Consider the following 20873-nt stretch of genomic DNA (forward strand, 5'->3'; position numbering starts at 1 on the left):
GCTAAGATTTCCTTAATGGCCGCCATATGGGCCATAGCCAGCACGCCCAAGCGCAACGTCCTAAAATGCCGCCGAAAGGCTGACGCCATAGGTGCGCGGCGGCCCGTATGCCGCCGTTCGGTACACGCCCAGACCGGACCGGTCGTCGGCATAGGTCTTGTAGATCCTGTCGGTCAGGTTCTGGACCCAGGCGGCGATGTCCCACTGCCCGCGACGCAGGCCGAAACGCAGGTTGACCAGCGTGCGCGGCCCGGCCTTGAAGGCGTCCGAATTGGTCGGCTCGAAATAGACGGTCGACCGGTGATCCACATCCGCGCGGGCGAAGATCGTGCCGATCCGCACCGGAACCTCATAGCTGACGGCGCCATAGCCGGTGAAATGGGGCGCCAGGACCAGGTCGTTGCCGGTGCAGTCGGTGCTGGGGCTGCCGACAGAGGGAATGACCGATGCGGGAACGCCGCAATTGTCGAACCTCTTATAATGTGCGTCCAGAATGGCGGCATTCCCCTCCAGCCGCAGCCGGGACGTCAGTTGCAGCGACAGCTCGCCTTCCACGCCCTCCACCTGCGCGCGGCCGGCATTGGTGAGCGCCAGCCCGCTGCCCAGCACCTGCGACACCTGCAACCGGTCGTAATCGGTGTGGAACGCGGCAAGGTTCAGCCGCATCCGCCGGTCCAGCGTCAGCATCTTGAAGCCGACCTCATAGCTGGTCGCCTTTTCCGGGCTGGCGGTCAGCCCGCCCAGCGAAGAGGCGAGGTCGACATTGTAAGCCGCGCTCTTGAAGCCGCGGGAGAAGCGCGCATAGACATTGGCGTCCGGCACGACCTCATAGGAAATGGTCGCGCTGGGCGACAGGTCGTCATCGGTCGACCGGCCGTCGAAGGTGAGGTTCGGGAAGCCCAGATAGGTGAAGATACCCGTCCCGCTGGCGTCATCCTGGACGAAATGGGCGCGCTTCTTCTCCCTGGTGTAGCGCAGGCCGGCGGAAAGCGACAGGCGATCGGTCAGTTCATAGTCGAGCCGCCCGAACAGCGCCCCGCTCTCCGTCTTGACGCTGCCCTTGGTGGTCAGCATCGGTTCGCCCGGCACGCCCGTATCGGCGCCCAGACCCAGGCCCCGGTCGGTGCGCACCATCTGGTCGAAATAATAGGCGCCCAGCAGATAGCGCAGCTTGCCGGTGCCGCCCGCCAGCCGCAGTTCCTGGCTGAAGAAATGGGAATCGTCGCTGAAATTGTCCGCGGAGACGAAGTCGACCTGCTCCTGATCGTCGTCCAGCGAGGCATGATAGGAGGAATCGCGATAGGCGGTGATGGCCGTCAGCGTGATCGCGTCCGATGCCCATTCCGTCCTCAGCGAAATGCCCTGGCTGTCGCGGTGCAACCGGTTGGGCCGGTTGTTGTTGATGTGCAGCGGCTCCCGCGAAGGGAAATCCGCCGGATAGCCGGCCAGCGCGTCCGCCTGGAAGAAGGCGGGCGTGCCGCGGTCGCGCAGCCCCTCCCACCGGGCGATGAAGGACAGTTGGTCGGTCGGCGCATATTTGGCCGACAGCCGCCAGGTCAGCAGGTCGGTCGATCCCGCATCCCTGCCGCCGGACAGATGCTTGTAGAAGCCGTCCTGCCGGGCATAGGCCACCGCGCCGCGCACCGAAAGCCGTTCGTTGAGGCGCGTGCCCAGCACCGCCTCGCCCCGCCTGTAATCGTAATTGCCCGCGTCCAGCCGGATGGAGGCGCCGGGATCGGCGTCGGGCTGCTTCGTCTGGACGTTGACGACGCCGGCGATGGTGTTCTTGCCATATTCCGTCCCTTGCGGGCCGCGCACGATTTCCACCCGGTCGACATCCAGAAGATGCTGGACGAAATTTTCCGGCCGGCCGACATAGACATCGTCCACATAGATGCCGACGCCGGTTTCCAGCCCGATATTGCGGACCAGGGTGGAGATGCCGCGGATCGAGATCTGCCCCTGCAACTGGCCTGCAATGCCCCCGCCGATGTCGACATTGGGGGCCATGCGGGTCAGGTCGGTGATGGTCTGCAACCCCGCCGCCACGATCGAATCGCCCGAAATGCTGGTGACCGCCAGCGGCGCCTTCAGCAGCGGTTCCGGCACCTTGCGCGCCGTCACCGTGATGTCGGCGCGCATGTCCGCATCGGCCGGGGCCTGCGCCCGGGCCGTGCCGGAAGCTGCCAGTTCGATCGTCGCGGAAACCAGAAGTGCCCACTTCCATCGCCGCCTGTACCCAAAATTCGTCATCGCCCACGAAACCCGCTATATTTTTTCAATCCGCCGATCATAGGCGGACTTGGTAAACCGCTGGTTAAATCTGACGCAAGCGGGCCGGGCCGCGGGGGTTTGGTTTTGCTTTGGTTTGAATAATCACCCTCCGTTCTCCCACTTCGCAATCGCGCCTTTTGCCAGCCTTTTTTGGTCTCTTTGCTTGGCGTAATGCTCGACCATCTGGAGGGTCTGTCCACTGATGGCCGCGGTCTGGGCCACCGTGCAGTCGGCCTCCAGCAGGGCCATCACGGCGTTCTTCCGCAGCCCATGGGGCACTATCTCTTTCCCGCGGGTCTTCGCCCATTTTTGCAAGCGCCCGCGGAGAAATGCGACACTGACCGGCTTGCCGCGGTCGTTGATCAGGATCGGGCCAATCTGGCGCCCTGATTTCGCCAGTTCCGCAGCGAGGCTCTTGTGCACCGGAATGTCCAGTTCCTTGCCCGTCTTTTGCTGACGGACGAACAGTGAGCCTTCCTTGATGTCGCCAAACTTCATCGCGACGACATCGCCTATGCGTTGAGCGGTGAAATAGAGAAGGTGCACCGCCAATCGAACCTGCGGATCGTCGGCTGCAAGCGCTTCTGCCAGCAGATCATCAGGCCATGGCTGATGCTCACCAAGGTCGTTCAGGTCTATGTCTGTGCATGGGTCCGCGGTGACGTGTCCGCGGCTGCGCGCCCATTTGAACATCGCCCTTGTGACCTTGAGAAGCATGTTGGCCGCCGCGGGCTGATCGGCGCGCTTGTCCACCATCAGCACAATATCGCCGCGGGTGATTTCGTTCGCCGGCCCCATGCCGAGCATCCGCTCCAGTTCGGATAAATATATGTCGTAGATGCGCTTCGACCCCGCGGCCAAGCTGGTGTATCGCTGGCTCTTCCGATAAAGCGCGATAACGTTGGCCAAGGTGAGCGCCCCCGCGGCGTTCATTCTACGGGTGCGGTGGCCCAGCATGGCAGCATAGGCCGTACCGAAAGCCGCCTTGTCGCTGATGCTGGGAAGCCGGGCGAACACCTTCTTCCCGCGGGCGTCGAGAGTACCAGTGTCGAAATACCAGTAGCGATGCCCCTTGCTGGTCGTGGTCTTGACGTAAAGAAGACCCGATTTGGACTTTCTAGCCATTGTATAACGGGCTGGCCTTTCTCCAGTCATTCGCCACCGCGGCGCCAGTGAGGCGGTCGATATGTTCGTCAAGCTGGGAACGGCTCCAATGCTCGGTGTTGCCCAGCTTGATCGGGTGCGGCAAATGTCCCGCGGCTATCTCCCGCTCGAACTCCGCGGAGGACAAATCGAGATAGGCACAGGCCGTCGCCCTCTTCATCATGCGCGGCCAGAATGGAATATGCGCCCCCACCCTACCCCTCCCCATCCAGTGCTGCGGGCGCGTTCGCTAACTCCAGCAGCGCATCAGCGTGGCACGGCTGATCGAGCGGGCACCAGCAGGCTAGGTTCTTGCCACGCAGTTCCGCTATGTTCCCAGCTACCGCGAGTGCGTAGTTCATCGGCGGTGAATCTGGCCATGGGGCCGTCTTTGCGGGCCTTCCTTGTGTCAAAAGGAACCGGTGACAGTCCACCGCATGCTGATGATCGCAATGGACGCCAGCGCGGTATGGATTGCCCCATTTCGTGGTCCGGTCGACCTTCACAGTGTTCTCAGGCATCCGCCAGCCCTTCCTGCGAGATAGCTGCACGCGCCTTGGCTTCTCCACCACGCTCATGATCCGCGCCCTTCAAGTGCTGTGCGGGCGAGGATCGCTTTCATGATCTGCTTGACGGTATCCCAAGGCACGTAGACCTTCTCGACATACTCGTCGCCGCAATCATCGATGCGGTGCAGATTGAATGAGAACTCACCGTGATATGCGGCCTTGGTCGATCCGCTCGGGGTAAGCGCCTCCCTCAGCCGCTTTATCTCCTCTTCCAGCGCTGCCGCTCGTGCAGCTTCTTCCGATCCTGCCTTGATGTATCGCTCAACATCGTGGATCAGGCCGGTGATTTGCTCTTCCAGCGCGGCGGTGGACTGCTCATGGGCTTCCACGATTCGACACGCCAACCACCCAAGGCCGCTGTCAGCCATATTCGCCTCCAGCCACAGAGCAATGTGGTCGGCGTTCTTGATGTTAAGGTCGCGCGCCAGCCGGTCGGTTTCCTTAGACGCCGCGAGGCATGCCGCCTTGAACTGCCGGATTCCCTCGGCCTGATCTGCGAACGGAACACCGCCCTTTGTAACGATCAGGTCTGGCAATGCCTGCTCGACCGTCACGGGTGCTTTATCGGTCATGGGTGGATCTCGTTCTCTCTGCTATGGCGCGGGCCTGCTCTCTGCGGTTCAAGCGGCGCAGGTTGCGACGTGCGGTTTTCATGGACGAGCGGAGGCTTTCCATCCGGTCCTCAATGCAGTCGATGGCGTGGAGCCACGCTTCGCGCTCCTGATCGTCTTCGAACACGGTGCCGGGGTGCGTCGGGATATATGCGGACTGGCCCACATCGATCCCGCCCAGGTCGTTCAGTTCAACCAGCCAGACCATCTTTAGCCCTCCCCGGAAGGAGCAGAGGGGAGCGGCGTCCTGACGGTCTCAGCACGCACCAGCCGGACAGGGCCATCTTGCGAATAGACCAAACAATAGTGCCGTGCCTCCGCTTCATCGGTGCTGCTGGCGACCATCATGTCACCTTGCCAGACTTCGAAGGTGGTTTCGCGCTCCTGCCCCAACGCCTGTAGTGCGGATGGGGTGCGGGCCATCAAAGCGCGCAGAGCAATCTGGACGCCGTGCTGGTGGTCAAGATCACCGCGCAGGCACTTTTCTCGCTCGCCAAGCGCAACGCTATCGCCTTTAGCGGCGGCGACCTCTTCCATATACTGCCAGTAGATTTCGCGGGCACGGTGCAATAGATCACCGCATGTTAGCCCCTCCCCGCCCGCGTCATTCTGGGGAGGGGAGGAAGCGGGGCGGGCGAAAAGAAGGGAGTAAACACGCTCCTTAGCCAAGGCTCTGCGCTCGTCATCGGGATGCGTCATCATTATAGCCGTCTCTGCGAAGATTGTGCGAACAGCCTCATCTCGCGGATCGGCGTCCAAGTGCGGATTTTTGCACGGTTTCAGTTCATCGCTCTTCGCGGTATCGGTGGGGTGGGTCATGCTGCCTCCGAGTTGATTTTGGAGAGATAGATTTCCGCCCACGAGCGGGGCAGGCAGTCGGCGGCCGTTCCGCCAATTGCTTTCAGCAGCCAGTTCCAGCGGATATGCCCCCAGGAACAGCCGCCATCATATTCGATCGCGGGCCAGTCCTCCCTCGTTTCGTAGTCGGGGCGACATGTGCAGCAGGAGTCGAGGCAGTTTTCGCAGTAAGGCTCGATGTCATGCCCCGCCTGGCCGCATTCATCCTCGATCGCATCGATGATTTCATCAATATGTTCGCCAACGGTTTCGCCGTCATGCCAGTTGGATTCGTTCCATCCGCTGTCGACGCGCACGACATGGTAATTCGGGCGCTGGTTCATGGTGCTGATCGTCAGTAGATGGAGGCCATCGCCAAAGCTGGCTTCGCAGACGTAGGGCGTCATCGGGCCGCTATCACCATCGACCCAGAGCGAACCGATGAACTCGACCTCTATGACGTCCTTCAACATCTGGAGGTTCAGGAGGTCTCCAATGACCATTTCGCGGTATCCGCCCATCACCGCCCCCGCTCGGTTGAGGTTGCCACGCCTGCGACCTCATGGCGCAACACCTTCAATTCGCTGATGCTGAATTCCAGCGGGGCGAATAGATGATCTGGCAGGCAATGGGCATAGCGCTTCTTGGCGTCCGCGATCTTCCCTTCCATGTCGGGGATGATGCGGGACAGGTCGCGGTGCGCATCCACTTCATACCACGGCTTGGCCACCGCCTCCTGATCGGCCGCAGGGGGTGATGAAAGGGCCTCACCGTAGCCCGCGAGAAATGCGCCATCGTCATAGATCACGCCAAGGCCGCCGCACTCCCGGCAACCGGAGCCGGGCTGGCATTTGAAGATCGCGCTGTAAGGATAATCCCGCGCTGATACGCAGCCGTCCACGCTTTCCTGACAGCCGGAACATGCGCGCCAGCAACCGCCGTCCTCTTCAACGACTTCGGCAATGCGCCGGGTCAGCCAATCAACCTCCCGCCCATTGCCCGCAGGCTCTACCGGTGAGAGGGCGGCCTTAGCTTGCGTACCGGCGGCATGGAGGACGGACACAGTGTCGCCGCCCACCCTTTTGACTTCAATCAAAAGTGCGTTGATGAGAGCGACAAACTCCTTCTCCCGCACCTCCCGCCCATTGCCCGCAGGCTCTACCGATGGGGCTGCTGGCTCTGCTAGGGCTGCATTGCGCTTAGATGGCGGCAAATAGTTATCCTCGGCGTCACAGCAGGGGGAGCAGCCAATCGCCCCGGCATTTGGGTGGCACCAACAATAACAGTGTCCGCCTTCTTCCCGCCCATTGCCCGCAGGCTCTACCGATGGGGCTGCTGGCTCTGCTAGGGCTGCATGGGATTGCGGGAAATCTGCGCGGCGACTGAACCAGCGGTTGAAAAAGTCGATCCCGCATCCCTTGTGCATTGTGTCGTAGAAATTGCCTCCCTCATCGGACCAGTAGACGCCGCTCGGAATGCCTTCCACGCTCTGCGATGTTACCGCAGGCTCCCGCACCTCCTGACCTGCGGGCGAAGTTGAGAGGGCTTTCTCGACGGCGGTATAAGCATCACAGACAGCCGTTTCCGGGTCCGTCGCATCAACCCACCACAGGTTATCTGACGAACGCTGCTTGATGCAGGCGATCAGGTCGCGAGACGCCTCCAGCGCCGCTATTATGTCGGCTGTCATGCTGATTTCCTCACGAAGCCGTCGCGGGTCTGCTCCCATTCACCTGGCTTCTTCTCGGTGGGCTGAAACGGTGGCCAGTCACGACTGCGGCGCCGCGTGTAGAACGGGCCTTTCTGGGATTCGGTCATGCGGCGAGCCTTTCGATCTGGGGTCGGGCGAAATAAGTCTGGCCGTCCAGTTCATGGCCGCCCTTGTCGGCCGACTTGCCGCCAACCTGCTTGAAGTTGAAAACCCGTCCCAGCGCTGCCGACTGGTCACGCAGATCACGTGCCCATTGAATGTCCATCGGACGTGCGTTGCGTCCGCTTTCGCCGCCGACGATGATCCAATCTGGTGCATTGCTATCGAGGATCACTGGCCCTAGCAGCGGCTCAAAGCTGCCGAAGGTGAACAGCGCGCCTAGCGCATTGCCAGCATTTTTCAGTTTAATCCTGTCGCGGTCATATTCGGCCTGATTGCCGAACGTCGCGCCCAGTGCCGCATTGGGCGGGAATCCACCGCACTCAATCGCCATTTCGATGGCATTGCCGATCCGCTTGGACAGGTAGAGCATGACAAGGTTCGGGCATTCCCGGGCTCGGTCGAACGCCTCCCGTCTCCAAGCCATCGGCACCCGATTGTCCCAGATGTCGCCCAGGCTGAGCGAAAACACGAAGGCCCGCGTTCCTGCCGCAGCAGCCTGACGGTTCCATTTGCGCAGCTGCGCCCATGTTGATCCGGAAGTGCGGACACGATCGCCATCGTTGCCCCAGACCACACGTCCATAGCGGCGGTCCATGAGGTCTTCGGCATAGCAGTTATCGCACGGCGCGCCGACCTTGGTGCAGCCGATCCACGGGTTCCATGTATGGTCCGCCCATTCGATCTTCGTGTTCTCTGCCATCGAAATTTCCGGGCCGTGCTTATTGGGCAACGGCCCGTCCCTTGGTGAATGGTTTACCCCGCCGTCCGCGCGCCCATCTGGCGCTTGAACTGGTCGAGGATGATCTGCTTTGCTTCGGCGGCCGGGATGCGCTTGACCTTGACCAGGTGCCGGTATTCGGTGCGCAGGCCGTGCGGGATGTCCCGGAGCCGAAAGGACCGGATGGACTCCGAGCGCTTGGCGTTCGTCTCCGGCGACTGCGTTTTTTCGACCACATCGGGGCAGGTCAGGACGTCGCGGTAGAGGCGCTTGCCATGCTCGCGCAGCCAGTCCTGATGCTCCGGTGTGGCCCGGACCTTTTCCATGGTCCGGCGCAGGATTTCCCGCTTCGCCAGCAGCGTGCCGGGCTGGGCGAGATACCGGCGCAGACCTTCACGGCGGCGCTGCTTGATCTCAGGATCAGTCGCCATGTGCTTGGCGGCGCAGGAGCGGCAGCGCACCGCTCCCTTGCTCCGGGGGTGAGTGCAGTCGGTCACTTCTTCGGCGCCTTCAGCGTCTCGATGCGGTCCATAGCGTGCGTGCGCAGCAGATCCGCGTCTTCCTCGCTCAGCTCGCCAAGCAGTGCGCCGGCCTTGGCGTTGACGTCCGCGACCAGTTCGCAGGCATCGATCTGGGCCTTGGCGTCTTCGAGCGTGATGACGGCGGCAGCCCCTTCGTGCTGGTCCTGCCAGCCCTCGGTCTGCGCGTCGAGCTGGCGGGCGGTCTCTTCGTCCTGGGCACCGTTCTCGAGGATCTCGCCAGTTGCCGGATCGAAATTCTCGCCGGTCTCGTCCCGCGTCGGCGGAGCAAGGGCCGTGGGAGCATCAGGCTCGATCGTCATCGCCAAGGTGGCCGACCGCGCCGCCAAAGCCTCGTCCATCGCCTCCATGTCGATGATGTCGCCCGACATGGGCAGCGTCTTCGAGTGGCGGCGCATGACAGTCTTCCGCGCCATCTCCGAGAACCAGTCCACCCAAGGCCCCTTGGGCGGGATCGGGTTGCCCTGCCGATCGGTCTTGCCCAGCGCGCCGGTCTGGCTCGCCTGGCGCACCTTGTTGATGTCGCGGCGCGGCATGACCTCGAAGGTCTTGGTGCCGTCCTTCAACGTCGCCACCGAATAGGCGGCAGCGATGTCGTCGTCGCTGGGGTCGAAGGTCGGATCGAGGTTGGGCTTGTGCCGCAGCATCCGCTCCGTGCCCTCCTCATAGATGAACAGCCCGGCCTCGATCTCCTGCCGATAGACGACGGCGGTCTGAATGTCGGCGACCTCGCCGGACTGGAGGATCTTCTTTCGCAGGCCGTAAACCATCGGCATATACTGGACCTGCTTCACGCTGGTCCATTTGCCCTGCCCGTCCTTGACGCGGGTGTTGAACGTCACCAGCGCGGCCTCGCGTCCATCGGGGAGCAGGCCGTCTTGGGCCGACTTCATGCAGGACGTGATCAGGGTCGCCCGGTCAGCCTTCAGGATGTCCGGGTTCGACTGCGCCGCGGTCATGATCGTGCGCTGGAACTTCTCGGGCGTGATATGCGCCGGCAGCGCCATCTTGAACTCGTCCGCCCGCTTCGAGAGCTGGAAGCGCAGATGGTCATAGGGATTGTCGTTCATGCGCTGGACGGCGCCGCCGTTCTCGCGCTGGGCGATAGCGTTCATCAGAAATTCTCCGGTGGATTAGTCGGTTTCGCCGAGATCGAGCGCAGGCGCGTCGGGCTCGATCTTGCCGAGAATGGGCTTGGTATCGAAGGCGGGCATCTCATCGCCCACGGCAACGACATGGACGCGCTGCCAGCCATCATCGCTGCGACCGGCGATCTTCACTTCGTCGCCGACGGCAACAGGCTCGCCGTCATTGTGATAGGTATAGCTGCGCTTGTCGTCGGGGCGGAATTTGCAGGCGACATATTGACGGGACATGGGCTTTGCTCCTCAGCGGATGGTCGTGCCGGTTTCGGGGAAGATGCGGACGCCCTTCATCTCGCGCGTCCCGCCGCGCACCTGGGCGGCGATGACCTTGTCGATCGCTTCGACCACCTTGGCGTGCTTCAGAATGGCGTCGGGCAGTTGCCGGACGCTGATGATTTCGTGTTTCCACGTCGTGGTGCGGACCACCTTGGCGCCGAAGTCGCCCTGCACGGGCGCGGGTGCGACTTCCTCGACAGGCTCCGGTTCGACATGCACGGCATCGGCCTCGCGGTTTTCGGCGGCGGCGCGATCGTCCTCGATCTTCTGGAGGCGCTGACGTTCGGCCTCTGCGGCGGCGGCAGCTTCCTGCTGGCGCTGGCGCTCCTTCGCCAGCTCCTCGTCGTCGAACTTCTTGACCTTGGCCCTGGCGGTGCGCTCGGCATCCTGCAGCGGCGCGACGATCGCGTCCGCCCTGCCCTTCAACGCGCGCTGCGCGGTCAGCAGCGGCCGGTTCAGCTTTTCGCGTTCTCCCTCGACAGCTTTGCCGGCGGCGACCATCTGCTTAATCATGTCGGCATAGCGGCCGGCGATCTCGCGGCTGGTGATCTCCGGAGCGCGCGCGGCGCTGCCGAGCAGGTCGAAAATGCGCTTCGTGATGCCCTCGGTCGCCAGCGCCTCGGCCAGGTCGATGACAACCTGTTCCTCCAGCGGCGGATTGTTGTGCCCCATCGGCGCGGCGGCCTGGGCGGCAGGAAACGGCTTGATGTCAGGAAAAGCGTTCATGTCGGCTCCTTCAGAACAACAGGGGGGTGGTAAGGGGGTCGGCCTTGCGGCGCGGGTCAGCGAGGGCGCTGTCCGGGGCATGCTGCTGGGCCCAGGTCTGGGTGCGGCAGTAATGGCGGTATTCGGCATCAGTGATAGGATCGGCGGCACAGCGCGGCCAAACCCGTTCGATCTCGACCGGATCGTCATTCACCAGCGCCTGCCAGCGCGGGCTGCGATCCAATTCCTCGCCGGTCACAGGATCGTGCGGCGCGCCGTGCCAGATACGGACGCCGCAAAGGGCGCCGCCGGAGCGCATACGGAAGCGGTAGAAGCCAGCGACCGGCAGGTCGGGATCGAAGCCGACGCCGCGGAAGTCGCTGCCGTCCGAATAATCGACGCGAGCGCGGGTCATAGCTCGGCCTCGACCTGCTTGATGGCGACGGCGACGGAAACCATGCCGCGATCCAGCTCGTCGTTGAATTCTTCGACGCGATCCCACTCGGCATCGTCAGCGCCCTCGGACGCATGGACGACATGGTCGCAGCGGAAATCGTCACGGATTCCCTCGATCATCCGATACATCTCGTCGCGGGGCTTCCGCAGCAGGCCGCGCGCCTCGTCCCTGATACGCTGTTCGGCGGTGAACAGGTCGCCCGCGATATCATCCAGCGCGAACCAGGCGCGGATCACCGGCTTCGCGGCCGCAACCCACTGGTTGGCCTTCGCGATGGCGTCGGCGATGTTCGGTGCAGCGATCACGGAGGGCATCACAGCTGCTCCGGCAGGAACACGCACTGCGCGATCAGCATGGCGACCGAGAAGACGAGCAGCACGGCCATGGTGATGACCGGCATCTGATGCGGTGCGGCGCGCTCGGCCTCGCGGGCTTCGATCTCAGCCTTATAGTTGTAGGCGTCGTCCCACGCGCGAGACGCATCGTCGTGCGTCAGGCTCCGGGGCTGGTGACTGGTGGACTGTGCCACGGTGTTTCTCCCATCGGCTTGGTGCCGTTGATGGGAGCAATAACGCTATCTTTTGTAGCGTGTCAACATCTTTTGTAGCGCAGTCCGCTATGAATTATTCGTCGGGATAAACCTCGTCCGGCCACCAATCAGCATCCTCCGACCCCGGTGGAGGCCAATCATAGGCTCTTGAGTCCTCCATGTCGGGCAATTCCGGGATAGAGCCATCGGTGCTGACGCGGATCGTAGCGCCCCAGCGTTCAGCCTTCTGGAAGATCGCATTGACACCCTGCCGCCGCATATATGTGTGGACGAGCTGGCAGCGCTCGGCCCGGACATAACCGATCTGGATTCCACGCTCACTGAATACGGCAATCGCCTGCGGATCGACCGGATTCTTGGGTTCCGGCACGAGGTCGATGCGCTCGCCCGGCACGCACATTGCTATTTCAAAGCGCCGTGTCGGTCCAGTTTTGTTGGGATGGTCGGCCCCGACGACGGCGAGGGAAAGATGTCGCTGCATTGCTTATGCGAAAAAGCTGGAGATCCACCGGACGGCGAATGCCAGGACGAGCAACACCGCCATCCGCGACACAATAGCGATCGGCATAGCACCGAGACGGCCTTCGCGGTTCGCAGCCATAACCATGCTGTAGCTCGCTGGATTGTTCACGATGTTGAGTGCCGCACCCAGAAAAGCCGGAATCAACAACCACCATGCGCTCCAGCCTGCCACGCCCGATCCGACAGCAACAGCGACCAGCGCAAGAAATGCAACAGTGCCGAGCATATCAGTGCCTCCGAGCCGACCAAACCACGCGACCGAGGATGCGCAGATCTTCCGCCGAGACTTCCTGATCGGGGATCGAAGGATTGTCTGACATCACCAGTACTCGGTCCCGCGCGACCGGCCGCAGCCGCTTGATGCCGCCGGCGCCGAATAAGCTGATCGCCCAGATCTTATCGGTCGTATTGAGGCGCTGCTGCGTAGTGTCGAAAATGACAATGTCGCGGTCATGAATGGTCGGAAACATGCTGTCGCCGATTCCGTCACCGACGATCAGCCGCTCGGGAGGCGCTCTGCTGATCATGCGCAGCATGTTTGCGTCGAACTCGAAGACGCCCTCGTCGAAATAGTCGTCGATGTTTGATCCGTCACCCATGGATAGGGACATGTCGAGCCGTCGCAGCGGCACAGACCCCTCTTCCGAAGCGACCACTGGCAAATTATCGGATGCGCGTTCCGCTCGCGCGATCGTCGGCTTCGGCCCGCCCTCCATCAGCCATTCGGCCGTGACACCCAGCTTTCGCGCGAACAGCGAAGCATATTTCGCAAAACCATTCTGCCCATTTTCATAGGCGCGATAAGTCGTGGCGTTGACCCCGCACTCGCGCGCGAAGTCGGCTTTATCTTCGAAGCCCGCCTGGGTGCGCGCCCATGCAAGGCGTTCGGACGGCGAATCAAGGTGATGATCGGACATGACCGATCTCTCGCATATCGTCGCGCTACAAATCATGTTGCCATAGCGCGCTACGTTTGATAGCGATAATCGACATGGAACATAGCGACACTATCAAGGCGCTTGGTGGCGCCAAAGCCGTCGGGGATGCCCTGCGCGCCCGTAATGTCGTCGTGGCGGATGTGACCGTCCGGTCATGGTCGCTCGAAGGACGGACGATTCCCTCGAAATATTGGGCGCATCTGGCCGCAATCGCCAGTGAACAGGGCAAGAGCGTGTCCTTCGAGCAGCTCGCCCAGGCCGCCGCCGCATGACCGCGCGCATCCGCCGCAGCTTCGATCCCCTGTTCTGGCCACGTTTCGCGCTGGGCCTGCTGGCGATCGGCAAAAAGGTCCGAGCCGACGCGCACGCCGGCCCGGCAGTTTGTCCCGCCGCGTCGGGTCGCATTCGCACGGCAGGTAAGTCTCCCTCGGGTCGCACCGCGGGCGCAGCTGGGTCGGTCCTGCACGATCGGCCCAGCTGCAACTCTGTTCAAATCCCCCTTCATGAGGATGCTGAATAATGCCGCAGCGCAACAATCCCGAGCGGGAAACGCCGGTCTTTTCCGCTTCCAAGGTGCTGGAGACGGTTGGCAACGATCTCGCCCTCATCAAATCGCAGGACCGGCTGACCTATGCCGACCTCGCCGCCATCCTCGGCAAGAGCGAGGATCAGGCCGCGAAATACTGCGAGGGCACGGCGGAAATGGGCGTCGTCGCCTTCGCCCGCGCCTGGCGCGAGTGGAATGGGCGCTTCGCCGGTGGCCTCGCTGCGCTATGCCACGACAGCCGCCCGAACAAGCATTGTGACCGTGTCCGGCAAAGCCGCGTCCTCGAAGCCGCACTCGCTCTATCCGTTGCGCTGGAAGATGACGGCGAGGTCCGCCCCTCCGAAGTCCGCGACAATCTGCCGGCACTCGAAGCCGCCCGTGATGCGCTCGACGAGCTGATCCGCCGCCGGGTGCAGCGCGCATGACAGCCGCGCCCGCCCCGCAATGCCAGTGCGGCAAACCCTTCTCGCCCAAGCGCGTGCCGAAGACCGGCATGTGCCGCAACTGCTGGTCGATCAAAGGGCTGCATCAATCTGTAACGTCGAAAGGAACTCCGAATGTCTAGTGGACATATCGCCTCCGAAGACCTGCGCCTCGGTATCGAGCGCATCGAGCGTCTGGAGGAAGAAAAGAAGGGCATCGCGGACGACATCAAGGATGTCTATGCTGAATATAAGGCCAAGGGCTTCGATACGAAGACCATGCGCGACATTATCCGCCTGCGCAAAATGTCTGCCGAGCAGCGTCGTGAACGCGAAGCGATGCTGGACATTTACAAGGCGGCCTTAGGTATGCTGGACGGCACCCCGCTCGGTCGCTGGGCCGTGGAGCGCGTGTCCAAACCTGAGGATCAGCCCGAACCCGCCCCATCCCCTGATGATGCTGCACCTGATGCAACCGATCAGGAAGATGCCGCTGAGCGTGCGCCGGAACCAACGGTCGAAGACGCCCGTCGCATGGGGACCGAGGCCGCACAGGCGAACAAACCCGTCACCGCCAATCCCTTCCCGGCCCGCGATGCGCGCCGCGCAGCATGGGACGAGGCGTGGTGCCAGCATCTTGGCTCCGATGGCATGGACATTCCCGATGCACTGAAACCGACCCCGAAGAAAAAGGGCCCTTCGCCCGAAGCCGCGGGAGAAGATGAATGAGCCGGCGCGTAATTGAAATGCAGTCGACAACGCTCGACCAGCTCGTCGGCGATCCCGGCTCCGCACGCTCGGAACTGGAGAAGGAATTCGGCAACCTTGGCCTGGTCGTGATGCCAGGCGATGCTGAAGCACCGATCTTGACCGCTCCGGTGCGCGGGGCGCTGCATCAGTGGCTGTTCGAAATGAACGCCGAGCAGGATCTTCAATCGGTTGGCCTGAAGCCCCGCAGCCGCGCCCTTCTCTCCGGTCCGCCCGGTTGCGGTAAGACGACGCTGGCGCACCACATTTGCGCCCGCCTCGGCGTGCCGATGGTCGTGATCCAGTCGCAGGAGATGATTGGGAAATATCTCGGCCAGACCGGCAACAATCTGGCGAAAACGTTCCGGTCGGCCCGGCGAAATGCCTATGGCGTCGCCTTGTTCTTCGACGAGTTCGACGCACTGGCGAAGCGTCGCGACGCGCTGAATAGCGAAGGCGCGGACAATGAGCGCAGCAACATCACCATCGCGCTCCTCCAGGAGTTCGACCGTTATGACGGCCTTCTCTTTGCTGCCACCAATGTCACGAAGGACATTGATCCGGCCGTCTGGCGGCGCTTCCAGCTTCAGATCGAGATCGGCCTGCCCGGCACGGCAGAGCGGTTCGCTATCGTCCGCCTCTACCTCGCCCCGTTCGAAGTCGACGACGACACCGTCGCCGGCATTGCGGATGCCTTCACTGACGCATCGCCTGCCCTGATCCGGGAAGGCTGCGAGGCGATCAAGCGGTCTCTTGTTCTCGGCCCCCGCATGAAGCTTCCGACCGATCTGCCCTCCATCCTCGACCGGTTCGCCGCCTCGGCATCCGCATCGGAGGGGATGCCGGAGCCGAAATTGTGGGGCGAGCGTCGCGCCGTCCTTCGCGATGCCGCCAATCTTCCGTGGCCGCCAGAAATGGGAGCCACCTAACCAGCTACCCCCGATCGATAGACTGCCCGGACGCCTGCGTCGGCCCGGGACCAAACAAGGACACGATGTCCCGCAAGGGGCCAAGCGGTTCGATCAGGGGGATAGGCGTTCAGCCGCAAATCGTGACCACCGACGCACATTTTTGAGGAGAATATCATGAGCGACATCCATCCCGCACCCGAGGAATTCTCGGCCGACCAGATCGGCGCCGATCCGATCTTGCGCTATTTCCACTATTCGCACCTGCCAGCCGTCCTTCAGGGCGCGAGCAAGCCCTTCTGCGATCTCGCGCGCCACATGGTCGAGACGCTCCCTCGCAATCCCGAACGCACCGTCGCTCTCCGCAAGCTGCTGGAAGCCAAGGACGCTGCCGTCCGCGCCAACGTCAACTGAGTTCCGCGGAGGGTGGTCCTTTGGCCGCCCCGAGCATGAATTCAGCGGGTGCTATATGAAAATCGAACTCCCCTTCCCTGCCAAGATCCTGTGGCCCAACGGTCGCGGGCATCACATGCGCAGGCACAGTGCCGCGAAGAAGCACAAGGGCTGGGCGCGCGCCGCCGCCCTAGCCGAGCGGAAGCACGCCCCGGCCGGTGAGCAGCTGCGTCTGATCGCCACATTCCATCCGAAGCCCGCAGGCCCGGCACCCGACAAGGACAATGCCGGGGCCAGCCTGAAGGTCTATCAGGATGGGATCGCCTGGGCGCTCGGCGTCGATGACCGGCATTTCGCGCAGCCCGAGGTAATCTTCGGCGACCGCGTCAAAGGCGGCAAGGTCGTGATCGAGGTGGTTGCCCATGGCTGAACCACTCACCCCGGCAGAGTGCGACCTGCAGGATTTCCCCTTCATGCCGCTGCACGTCGCCAGGCTGCGCGACAGCGATCTGGCGGCCACGGTCGACCCCGAAGCCGCCTGGTATGCCGTCATGCTCTGGGCATCATCCTGGCATCAGATACCCGCCGCCAGCCTCCCGAATGACGATCAGGTGCTGACCCGGTTGTGCGGTTTGGGCCGGGACGTGAAAACTTTTCGGAAAAATCGCGGCGGAGCGATGCGCGGCTTCATCCTCTGCGATGATGACCGCTGGTATCATCCCGTCGTCGCCGAGCAGGCAAATGCCGCCTGGAAAGCCAAGCTGGAACAGCGCTGGCGGACCGAGTGCGCCCGCATCAAAAAGCACAATCAGCGGCACGAAACCGACGTTTCCGCGCCATCTCTGGAGGAATTTATCGCCTCCGGGTGCCAGCCCGTCCCGCTGACTGCTCCGCCCAAGTCCCCAACTTGTCCCCAGGGACACGGAGGGGAAGTCCCTCGCGAAAACACCTCCAAGGGACAGGGACAGAGAGAGGGAGAGGGACAGGGAGATTCTATAATAGAAGTTGAAGAGGAGCGCGCGGGCGCGAAGCCCGACAGCGTGGAAGAGATCGCCCGCCTCGTGGGGAATGCTGCAGGCATCAACCACAACCCGGCGAACGACCACCAGCGCTACTCCGACAACCTCACCCACGTCAGGGAATGGATCAAGCTCGGGGCAACGGTCGAGGAAATGACCGAGTGCGCCGCACGAGCCTGCGCTGCCCAGTCCGAGCCGATCCGCACATTCCGATACCTCGATCCAGCCATCCGCCAAACCGTTGCCCGCCGGGAGAACCCCCATGGAACACGCCAATCCCCTGTTCGATCGCCGTCCCGCTCCAGCGCTTCCGGCCGTCTCCTCGCCGCAATCGCAGCGGAGGAAGCCGAGCGCCCGCACTGAGCGGATGATCCGCGAACTCGACGTCCGCTTCCCGCCCAACGCCACGATCAGCGAGGAGGATCGCGAAGCCCGCGTCCTGCTGCTCGCGAGCGACGTCGCCGACATGATCGAGGATCAACTGGAGGCAGCGGTTCGGGAATGGATCAGGACCAAGGCGTTCATGCCCAAAGCCGCGGAGCTGCGGAACCTCGCGGCCGACCTTCGGCAGAGGGCTATGTCCGATCCCGACGATCGCGCCGCCATCGGTCGCCGCGTCGCCGAGAATTACAACACCCGCCTCCAGGGCGAAGGGAAGCAGCTGCGTTGGGTCTACAACGAGAAGGCGGACACGATGCACCTCGTCCCGCTGGAGGAATTCCGGCGCCGTGACGAACCGCGATGCACGCCCGACGAGGCTCGTGACATCCGTGATCGCCATCGGAGGGCCGCATGATGCAGCGCAGCCACCCCGAGCTTGATTGCCTCTGCGGAGCCAGGGAGCCGGACACCGGCCAGCCGGTCCCGTTCCGCTGCTGGAGCTGCGGCAAGGACACCTTGGGCCAGTTCACGCGCCGCACCGGAGGAAAGGCTTAATGGAAAATCTGGTCGGACTGGGGATCATCGCCTTCACAATCATCACGGTCGCAGCGGGGACAATCGGGAAATGACGGAACTGACGAACAACGAACGGATCATCTACGAGGCGCTGGTTGCCGCGGCTAATGCCTGCGCGCCCTGCCCGGGCAACGATGCCCTGAATGAACTGATCGGGTCCGAGCATGACAGCGAAGCCCCGCGCCTGCTCGGCCGGCTGGAGGTGAAGGGCTATATCGAGCGGGAAGTTTTCCAGCGGTCTCGTCGTGTCGGGATCAAGGCGACGGGCAAATGGACGGCCCTGCCCCTCAACACCGCCCCGCACTGGCGCAACCGGCCCAAGGATGTTCCGACGCCTGCCCCGGTCGTGGTGAAGACGCGTCGGCCTGACATCGCGGCGGAGATTTTCACCGAAGCGGCCCGGCTGGGGAAGCCTGCGGTGGAATATCTCGCGGATCTGGTTTTCGTGGGTTGGGAGATCGAAAAGAGCCGTGGCTAAGCTGGATGGAAAGCAGGCGCGCTTCGTCGAAGAATACCTCGTCGATCTCAATGCCACCGCTGCCTACCGGCGTGCGGGCTATGTGGCGAAGGGAAATTCGGCGGAGGTCAATGCCTCGCGCCTACTCAGAAATGCTAAGGTTCAGCGGGCCATAGCGGCTGCGCAGCAGGCTCTGAGCGAGCGGACCCAGATCACGCAAGAGATGGTGCTACGCCGTTGGTGGGAGATCGCCACGGCCGATCCGAACGAGCTGATCCAGTTCCGCCGCACCTGCTGCCGGCACTGTCACGGCGACGATTTCGGCTATCAGTGGATCGACACCGCCGAGTTTCGCAAGGCCGTTGCCGCTGCGGCCATGGTCGAGGATGCTGGCCCGCAGGACATGCCCAGCGACGAGGGCGGCTATGGCTTCGACAAGAAGGCTGACCCGCACCCTGACTGCCCGAAATGCGGCGGCGAAGGGCGCGAGGACATCCATGCGCTCGACACCCGGCACCTCAAAGGGCCTGCTCGCCTACTCTATGCGGGCGCGAAGATCACGAAGGAGGGCTTCGAGATCAAGCTGCAGGATCAGGGCAAGGCGCTGGAAAACGTCGCGCGTCATCTCGGCATGTTCAAGGACAAGGTCGAGCATGATATCACCGACGATCTTGCTGCGGCCATCATCGCCGGCAATGCCAGGGTGAACAATGGCCGCCAGTGACCGCGTCGCCCTCGCCCAGCGTATCGGCGAATTCCGTTTCTCCCCGCTCGATCATGCCCGGTTCGCCTATCCATGGGAGACTGAAACGCTGCCGGCGCCTGGCCCACGCACCTGGCAGGAGGAAACATTCCTCCAGATCGAGGAGCACCTGTCCAACCCGGCGCTGCGCTTCACGCCCTGCCGCATCGGCATCGCCTCCGGCCACGGCATCGGCAAGTCCGCTGGGATCTCGATGATTAACAAATGGGCGCTCGATACCTGCGTCGACACCCGCATCGTCATCACCGCTAACACCGAAGGTCAGCTGCTGACAAAGACTGGCCCGGAGCTGGCGAAGTGGGCGCAGCTCGCCGTCACGGACGACTGGTTCAAGGTCAACGCGACCAGTATCGTGTCGACCATGGGCGAGCGCTCGAAGTCGTGGCGCACCGATCTGGTCACATGGTCAGCCAACAATACCGAGGCGTTCGCCGGTCTGCACAACCAGGGCAAGCGCATCGTCCTGATCTTCGACGAGGCGTCGGGCATCATTCAGAAGGTCTGGGAGGTCGCGCTAGGTGCGCTGACCGACGAGGATACCGAGATCCTGTGGCTCGCCTTCGGCAACCCCACGCTCAACACCGGATCATTCCGCGACTGCTTCGGCAAGAGCCGGAACCTGTGGAAGACGAAACAAATCGACAGCCGCACAGTCGAGGGCACGAACAAGGCTTATCTGCAGGAGCTGGTCGACACCTATGGCATCGACAGCGACATCGTGAAGGTCCGTGTCCTTGGGCAATTCCCCTCGGCGTCGTCGATGCAGTTCATCGGCATGGATGTGGTCGAGGCCGCCCAGCAGCGCGTCGTCAATTCCATCGGCTCCGATCCATTGATCTATGGCGTCGACATCGCGCGTTTCGGTGATGACCATAGCACGCTCGCCAAGCGCTGCGGCCGCGATGCCAAGTCCCGGCCGTGGAAGCGGTGGTATGGTGCCGACACCATGACGGTCGCGGGCGACATCGCCATGGAGGCGCAGCAGGAGCATCCCGACGCAATTTTCGTCGATGTCGGTGCCATGGGTGCCGGCGTCATCGACCGCCTACGCCAGCTGCTGCCGGAGATGGCTGTCTTCGAGGTCAACTTCGGCGGCAAGGGGCGTGATGCCGTCTGGGCCAACAATGTCCGCGTGAAGACCAAGAACAAGCGGGCGGAGATGTGGACATCGATGCGGACGTGGCTGGAGCATGGCGCCATCCCAGAGGATCAGGGCCTCGCCGACGATCTGACCAGTCCGGAATATGGCTATGACGCCGAGCAGCGCATCGAGTTGGAAAAGAAGGATCACATGAAGGCGCGCGGTGTGGCGTCGCCGGACGATGCTGATGCGCTGGCCTGCACTTTCGCCGAACCGGTCGCGCCGCGTTCTGTGCCTGGATACCTCAACCCCGAGAATTATGGGCAGTCGCGCAGCAGCGACCGCTACGCCGAACTCGACTAGCCCCGTCGATTCAACCGAATAGCCCGCCGCCATATCCCTGCTCCCGCCACCAAGCGGGA

The 20873-nt window shown here is 62.9% G+C and carries 31 protein-coding genes and 1 pseudogene; 11 read left to right on the forward strand and 21 right to left on the reverse strand.

Going from position 1 to position 20873, the window contains the following annotated elements; all coding sequences use genetic code 11:
• Positions 1-60: 60 nt before the first annotated feature.
• The 21 genes from EGM87_RS22625 to EGM87_RS22725 all read right to left on the reverse strand — a co-directional run bounded on the left by EGM87_RS22625 (position 61) and on the right by EGM87_RS22725 (position 13136).
• Entirely contained in the window at positions 61-2253 is a 2193-nt protein-coding gene (locus tag EGM87_RS22625) for a TonB-dependent receptor (protein ID WP_065846771.1), read from the reverse strand.
• A 123-nt stretch (positions 2254-2376) separates the two neighbouring features.
• Entirely contained in the window at positions 2377-3399 is a 1023-nt protein-coding gene (locus tag EGM87_RS22630) for a tyrosine-type recombinase/integrase (RefSeq protein ID WP_171009931.1), read from the reverse strand.
• Complete coding sequence (locus tag EGM87_RS22635) at positions 3392-3598, reverse strand: helix-turn-helix transcriptional regulator (protein ID WP_171407221.1); 207 nt, start codon at positions 3596-3598, stop codon at positions 3392-3394. Before EGM87_RS22635 ends, EGM87_RS22630 begins: the two co-directional genes overlap by 8 nt.
• Positions 3599-3632: 34 nt before the next feature.
• Positions 3633-3995: a DUF4326 domain-containing protein gene (locus tag EGM87_RS22640; protein ID WP_171009930.1), complete on the reverse strand. Its 363-nt coding sequence runs from the start codon at positions 3993-3995 to the stop codon at positions 3633-3635.
• Complete coding sequence (locus EGM87_RS22645) at positions 3992-4558, reverse strand: hypothetical protein (RefSeq protein WP_137708750.1); 567 nt, start codon at positions 4556-4558, stop codon at positions 3992-3994. The genes EGM87_RS22640 and EGM87_RS22645 overlap by 4 nt, the downstream gene beginning before the upstream one ends.
• The gene (locus EGM87_RS22650; RefSeq protein WP_137708749.1) at positions 4548-4805 is read right to left on the reverse strand and encodes a hypothetical protein; all 258 of its coding nucleotides are present in this window, start codon (positions 4803-4805) and stop codon (positions 4548-4550) included. The genes EGM87_RS22645 and EGM87_RS22650 overlap by 11 nt, the downstream gene beginning before the upstream one ends.
• A gap of 2 nt (positions 4806-4807) precedes the next feature.
• Entirely contained in the window at positions 4808-5416 is a 609-nt protein-coding gene (locus tag EGM87_RS22655; RefSeq protein ID WP_137708748.1) for a hypothetical protein, read from the reverse strand.
• Positions 5413-5955 carry a hypothetical protein gene (locus tag EGM87_RS22660; protein ID WP_137708747.1) on the reverse strand — a complete coding sequence of 181 codons (543 nt, stop codon included), beginning with the start codon at positions 5953-5955 and terminating at the stop codon, positions 5413-5415. The genes EGM87_RS22655 and EGM87_RS22660 overlap by 4 nt, the downstream gene beginning before the upstream one ends.
• Positions 5955-7124, reverse strand: coding sequence for a hypothetical protein (locus EGM87_RS22665; RefSeq protein WP_137708746.1), 1170 nt, complete (start codon positions 7122-7124; stop codon positions 5955-5957). The genes EGM87_RS22660 and EGM87_RS22665 overlap by 1 nt, the downstream gene beginning before the upstream one ends.
• Positions 7121-7252: a hypothetical protein gene (locus tag EGM87_RS22670; RefSeq protein ID WP_262857515.1), complete on the reverse strand. Its 132-nt coding sequence runs from the start codon at positions 7250-7252 to the stop codon at positions 7121-7123. Before EGM87_RS22670 ends, EGM87_RS22665 begins: the two co-directional genes overlap by 4 nt.
• On the reverse strand, positions 7249-8007 hold the full coding sequence (locus EGM87_RS22675) for a DUF5131 family protein (RefSeq protein ID WP_137709091.1): 759 nt from the start codon (positions 8005-8007) through the stop codon (positions 7249-7251). The genes EGM87_RS22670 and EGM87_RS22675 overlap by 4 nt, the downstream gene beginning before the upstream one ends.
• Positions 8008-8060: 53 nt before the next feature.
• Complete coding sequence (locus tag EGM87_RS22680; protein WP_137708745.1) at positions 8061-8456, reverse strand: hypothetical protein; 396 nt, start codon at positions 8454-8456, stop codon at positions 8061-8063.
• A gap of 62 nt (positions 8457-8518) precedes the next feature.
• Complete coding sequence (locus EGM87_RS22685; protein WP_137708744.1) at positions 8519-9679, reverse strand: recombinase RecT; 1161 nt, start codon at positions 9677-9679, stop codon at positions 8519-8521.
• Between the two features lie 18 nt (positions 9680-9697).
• Entirely contained in the window at positions 9698-9940 is a 243-nt protein-coding gene (locus EGM87_RS22690) for a hypothetical protein (RefSeq protein ID WP_025772726.1), read from the reverse strand.
• 12 nt (positions 9941-9952) lie between these two features.
• Positions 9953-10711, reverse strand: a complete 759-nt coding sequence (locus EGM87_RS22695; RefSeq protein WP_137708743.1) for a hypothetical protein — start codon at positions 10709-10711, stop codon at positions 9953-9955.
• A gap of 10 nt (positions 10712-10721) precedes the next feature.
• On the reverse strand, positions 10722-11105 hold the full coding sequence (locus EGM87_RS22700; RefSeq protein ID WP_137708742.1) for a hypothetical protein: 384 nt from the start codon (positions 11103-11105) through the stop codon (positions 10722-10724).
• Positions 11102-11461, reverse strand: a complete 360-nt coding sequence (locus EGM87_RS22705) for a hypothetical protein (protein ID WP_171009929.1) — start codon at positions 11459-11461, stop codon at positions 11102-11104. The genes EGM87_RS22700 and EGM87_RS22705 overlap by 4 nt, the downstream gene beginning before the upstream one ends.
• Entirely contained in the window at positions 11461-11676 is a 216-nt protein-coding gene (locus EGM87_RS22710) for a hypothetical protein (protein WP_137708740.1), read from the reverse strand. The genes EGM87_RS22705 and EGM87_RS22710 overlap by 1 nt, the downstream gene beginning before the upstream one ends.
• Before the next feature lie 94 nt (positions 11677-11770).
• Positions 11771-12178, reverse strand: a complete 408-nt coding sequence (locus EGM87_RS22715; RefSeq protein ID WP_137708739.1) for an HIRAN domain-containing protein — start codon at positions 12176-12178, stop codon at positions 11771-11773.
• A 3-nt stretch (positions 12179-12181) separates the two neighbouring features.
• Positions 12182-12445, reverse strand: coding sequence for a hypothetical protein (locus EGM87_RS22720; protein WP_137708738.1), 264 nt, complete (start codon positions 12443-12445; stop codon positions 12182-12184).
• A 1-nt stretch (position 12446) separates the two neighbouring features.
• Positions 12447-13136 carry an XRE family transcriptional regulator gene (locus EGM87_RS22725; RefSeq protein WP_171009928.1) on the reverse strand — a complete coding sequence of 230 codons (690 nt, stop codon included), beginning with the start codon at positions 13134-13136 and terminating at the stop codon, positions 12447-12449.
• A 74-nt stretch (positions 13137-13210) separates the two neighbouring features.
• Between EGM87_RS22725 and EGM87_RS22730 the strand changes: the two genes are divergently transcribed.
• From EGM87_RS22730 to EGM87_RS22780, 11 genes and pseudogenes are all read left to right on the forward strand, one after another.
• Positions 13211-13429 carry a hypothetical protein gene (locus EGM87_RS22730; RefSeq protein WP_137708736.1) on the forward strand — a complete coding sequence of 73 codons (219 nt, stop codon included), beginning with the start codon at positions 13211-13213 and terminating at the stop codon, positions 13427-13429.
• A gap of 247 nt (positions 13430-13676) precedes the next feature.
• Entirely contained in the window at positions 13677-14129 is a 453-nt protein-coding gene (locus EGM87_RS22735) for a hypothetical protein (protein WP_137708735.1), read from the forward strand.
• Positions 14130-14261: 132 nt separating this feature from the next.
• Positions 14262-14498 (forward strand): annotated as a pseudogene (locus EGM87_RS22740) (DUF2312 domain-containing protein); the annotation flags it as partial.
• Positions 14499-14851: 353 nt separating this feature from the next.
• A complete protein-coding gene (locus EGM87_RS22745) occupies positions 14852-15802 on the forward strand; it encodes an AAA family ATPase (RefSeq protein WP_253719191.1) in 951 nt (316 codons plus the stop codon).
• 156 nt (positions 15803-15958) lie between these two features.
• Positions 15959-16195 carry a hypothetical protein gene (locus EGM87_RS22750; RefSeq protein WP_137708733.1) on the forward strand — a complete coding sequence of 79 codons (237 nt, stop codon included), beginning with the start codon at positions 15959-15961 and terminating at the stop codon, positions 16193-16195.
• A gap of 55 nt (positions 16196-16250) precedes the next feature.
• Positions 16251-16604, forward strand: a complete 354-nt coding sequence (locus tag EGM87_RS22755) for a hypothetical protein (protein ID WP_137708732.1) — start codon at positions 16251-16253, stop codon at positions 16602-16604.
• Positions 16597-17556, forward strand: coding sequence for a DUF1376 domain-containing protein (locus EGM87_RS22760; protein ID WP_137708731.1), 960 nt, complete (start codon positions 16597-16599; stop codon positions 17554-17556). Before EGM87_RS22755 ends, EGM87_RS22760 begins: the two co-directional genes overlap by 8 nt.
• A gap of 4 nt (positions 17557-17560) precedes the next feature.
• Positions 17561-17989 (forward strand): hypothetical protein, encoded by a 429-nt coding sequence (locus EGM87_RS22765; protein WP_025772737.1) that lies wholly within the window; start codon positions 17561-17563, stop codon positions 17987-17989.
• Positions 17990-18199: 210 nt separating this feature from the next.
• The gene (locus EGM87_RS22770; RefSeq protein WP_137708729.1) at positions 18200-18628 is read left to right on the forward strand and encodes a hypothetical protein; all 429 of its coding nucleotides are present in this window, start codon (positions 18200-18202) and stop codon (positions 18626-18628) included.
• Positions 18621-19331 (forward strand): terminase small subunit, encoded by a 711-nt coding sequence (locus EGM87_RS22775; protein ID WP_137708728.1) that lies wholly within the window; start codon positions 18621-18623, stop codon positions 19329-19331. The genes EGM87_RS22770 and EGM87_RS22775 overlap by 8 nt, the downstream gene beginning before the upstream one ends.
• Complete coding sequence (locus EGM87_RS22780) at positions 19318-20814, forward strand: terminase (protein WP_137708727.1); 1497 nt, start codon at positions 19318-19320, stop codon at positions 20812-20814. Before EGM87_RS22775 ends, EGM87_RS22780 begins: the two co-directional genes overlap by 14 nt.
• Positions 20815-20873 lie beyond the last annotated feature (59 nt).

It is taken from the genome of Sphingobium sp. RSMS, assembly GCF_005406185.4.
GTDB classification, from domain to species: domain Bacteria; phylum Pseudomonadota; class Alphaproteobacteria; order Sphingomonadales; family Sphingomonadaceae; genus Sphingobium; species Sphingobium fuliginis.